This window comes from Actinomyces sp. ICM47 (genome assembly GCF_905369875.1).
Taxonomy (GTDB): Bacteria; Actinomycetota; Actinomycetes; order Actinomycetales; family Actinomycetaceae; genus Pauljensenia.
Window position 1 is genome coordinate 1 of the sequence record NZ_CAJPJE010000074.1, and the last position, 3,396, is coordinate 3,396.

Sequence of the window (3,396 nt, forward strand, 5' to 3'; positions counted from 1 at the left end):
CCTTCATCCCATTCGTTCCCGTGAGCCATAGCCACCAGTCTAGTTGGAGCCAGCGCCCGCCCGTCGGACGGGCCAGGAGGGTTAGGTCGGGCCGGGCTGGGTTAGGTTGGGTCGGGTTAGCGCACCCAGTTCCTCTCAGTAGCTGTGGTGGCGTTCGCAGTCGCCACAGCGGCACCGCGGTCGATCTTGTCGAAGCCCAGGTACGGCAGCTCCGTCACCGCGACCACGCGGCGCGGTGCCTGCGCGCGCCCAATACGAGCGGCGGCGTGCTCGCGCACCGCGGCACCGAGTTCGGCCATCTCCAAAGAATCCGTCGGCATCTGATTCGGAACGACCAGAGCCGTCACGATCTGACCCCACTTCTCGTCGGGGGTGCCCATGATCCACGCGTCCGAAATCCCCTCGTAGGAGCGGACCGCGCGACGCAGAGGACCCGGCGCGATCGACAGGCCACCCGACGTGATCACGTCGTCCGCGCGCCCATTCACCTCGACCTTACCTGACGCCCGAATGACACCCATATCGCCCGAAATCAGCCAACGGTGACCGCCCTCCTCGAAGAACGGGCTCTCCGCGTCCAAGTAGCGCGTCATCAGCGTCGGCCCGTTGAACGCCAGGCGGGTACGGCCATCCCAATCGACCGCGCGCACCGTCATGCCGGGCATCGGCTCGCCGTCGTACACGCAGCCGCCCGACGTCTCCGTCATGCCGTAGGTGATGCGCACCTTCAAGCCCGCATTCAAGGCGCGCTCCAGCAGATGCTGGCTGATCGCCGCGCCGCCCACGAGGACCGCCGACAGGGACCGCATCGCGCCCACAACTTCCTCGCCCGCGTCGAGGCACTGAACGAGCTGCGTGGGCACCAGCGACAGGTAACCCGGCATCTCATCCTGCGTGACACCTCTGATAGCAGGGAGAAGGTCACGCGGGTCAAAGCCATTCGTCGTATCCACGACCTGCGGGTTCGTCTCCGCGACCGCCGCGCGCAAGAGAATCATCGCGCCGGCAATGTGATGCGTCGGCAGCGCCAGAATCCAGCGTCCCGGGCCGTCCAATGCCAGCTCGGTCGCCTTCAGCGAGGCCATGAGCGCATCCATCGAGAGACCTACCAGGCGCGGCTTACCCGCGCTGGACCCCGATGTCGAAATGACCAGGTCCACGCCGTCGAAGAAATGGGGGTCGTTCTTGATCTGATTGGCGAGGCCGGGGTAGTCCTCCTCGGGGAACGCCTGCTCAGGCGTCGCCGCAGACCCACGCAGCGTAGCGGGAGGAACCAGAGCGGGGTCGCGCAAGAAGACAACGGTGTGCGGCGCGGGGTGGTTCGAATCGGCCTGGCGCTCCTCGTAGAGCTCGACCAGCTTATGAATCGACGCGTTAGCCAGGGCAACGGCGCTAATCGCCGTCCCACCAGGGACGACAAGAATTCGCGGCGCAGTCATGATGTGCCTCCCAAGATCGACAGCGTGCGCAGATAATACAAGGATAAGCGTTTGCGTTGTCGCTGGTGGCGGGCCGCTTCGCGGCAATCATCACGTTTAGTGAACAATTTCTTGATATTCCGGTTGTTGTCATGTGGCATACTGCGCAACTGAAAATTCAACAGTCTGCTACCACAAGGATGCGCGAGGCGTTAGGATGAACACCGATGCTCAAAAATCTTTCCACCAAAACCAGATGGGCGATCGGCGCAGCAAGCGCCCTCGTCCTACTTGTCGTCTGCGCCATCATCGTATACGCGGCCAACTACTCTGGCCGCGTCCTGCCCGGCACCACCGTTGCCGGGATCTCCGTCGAAGGCATGAGCCGCGACCAGGTCATCTCCGCGGTCACCGCCCGAGCCGACGCCGCCAAGGTCTCTCTCACCGTCGAAGGAAAGAACACCACGGTCTCGCTCAACGAAGCCGGCGTCTCCGTCGACGCTGAAGCAACCGCCGATGAGGCCATGAAAGGCTCGACCTCCCTGCCGTCTTTCATCGGTGCCCTCTTCTCCAGCCGCGCCCTGGAACCCGTGACCACCGTCAGCGAGGACTCCATCAAGAAACTCACTGCGACCGTGAACTCCACCCTGACCTCGGAAATGAAAGACGCCCAGGTCATCATCGCTCCCGATGAGGAATCCTTCACCGTCACTCCCGCGCAAAACGGCAACGGTATCGCCCGCGATGAGGTCGCCGCCGCCGTCAAGCAGGCGGGTGCCACCCTCGCCTCTGTGTCGCAGAACGTCACCGTTTCCCAGATGGAACCCAGCGTCACCACCGCCGACGCGCAGCAGGCCGCCCAAAAAGGCAACGACATGCTCGACACCTCGATCGAAATCTCCGACGGCATCGACCTGTTCGTCGCCGAGCGCTCCGACAAGGTCCACTGGGTCGAATTCCTCACCAAGGATGACGGCTCCCTTGACGAACCCTCCATCAGCACCGTCAAGGTCGCCGACTGGGTCAATGCCCTGGCTGCAAAAACCGACGTCAAGGCTGAGAATCGCGTCGAGAACGTCGACTCCTCCGGCAACGTGCTGACCACCGCCCGCGAAGGCAAGAAGGGCCTCAAGACCAACAACACCGAAGAGATCACCAAGGGTGTCGTCAACGCCATGACCAACGGCACCTCCTACGAGGGTTTGTTCCACTACGACGACATCGAGCCTGGCTCTGAAACCAAGCGGGTCGCCGAAGGCACCGAAAACCTGGTTTACCAGGCCGCCGAAGGCGAAAAGTGGGTCGACATCAATCTCACCGATGCCACCGTCACCCCGTACGTCGGCGGCAAGGTCGCCGGGGGACCCTTCTCCATGGTCCCCGGTGCGCCCGATACACCGACTGTTACTGGGACCTTCCATGTCTACCTCAAGTACGACGTGCAGACCATGCGCGGCGAGAACGCCGACGGCACCAAGTACGAGACCGAAGGCGTTCCGTGGGTTACCTATTTCACCGGCTCCTACGCGATGCACGGTGCCCCATGGCGCTCCTCCTTCGGCTGGAGCGGATACGGCGGCTCCCATGGCTGCGTTAACATGCCCGTCGACGCCGCCAAGTTCATCTACGACTGGACCGACATGGGCGACACGGTGGTCGTGCACTACTGATCGCCACTGAGCATCTCGCAGCGGGCCGGAACCTATGGTTCCGGCCCGCTCGCTGCTTTGTCGGGCTGTGGGGCTGTGTGGGGGCTGCGTGGCTTCTCTGTGTGGGGGTGTCTGGCCTGGTGGGGCTAGGGGAGGGCTTCGTGGATAGGTTGTGAGAATGCGGATAGGTTATTTTCCTATCCGTGAAGGCGTTAACCGGCTCTTCGCATTTTGGGGTGTGGGGGGTGGTGTTGGCATGGGGTCGGGGCCTGCCCGATGATTGAGGTTGCGACACTTCAAACGCTGGGAGGCCCCGACATGGGTAATGG

Annotated in this window: 2 protein-coding genes; one reads left to right on the forward strand and one right to left on the reverse strand. The window is 63.1% G+C overall.

Annotated elements, in window-relative coordinates; genetic code table 11:
• Positions 1-116 precede the first annotated feature (116 nt).
• A complete protein-coding gene (locus tag QZ149_RS09925; protein WP_291451277.1) occupies positions 117-1,439 on the reverse strand; it encodes an AMP-binding protein in 1,323 nt (440 codons plus the stop codon).
• Between the two features lie 206 nt (positions 1,440-1,645).
• Between QZ149_RS09925 and QZ149_RS09930 the strand changes: the two genes are divergently transcribed.
• A complete protein-coding gene (locus QZ149_RS09930; protein WP_291451278.1) occupies positions 1,646-3,088 on the forward strand; it encodes a L,D-transpeptidase family protein in 1,443 nt (480 codons plus the stop codon).
• Positions 3,089-3,396 lie beyond the last annotated feature (308 nt).

Coding starts and splice junctions, on each gene's coding strand:
- QZ149_RS09930 (WP_291451278.1), top strand. CDS start 1,646: ATGCTCAAAAATCTTTCCACCAAAACCAGATGGGCGATCGGCGCAGCA.
- QZ149_RS09925 (WP_291451277.1), bottom strand. CDS start 1,439: ATGACTGCGCCGCGAATTCTTGTCGTCCCTGGTGGGACGGCGATTAGC.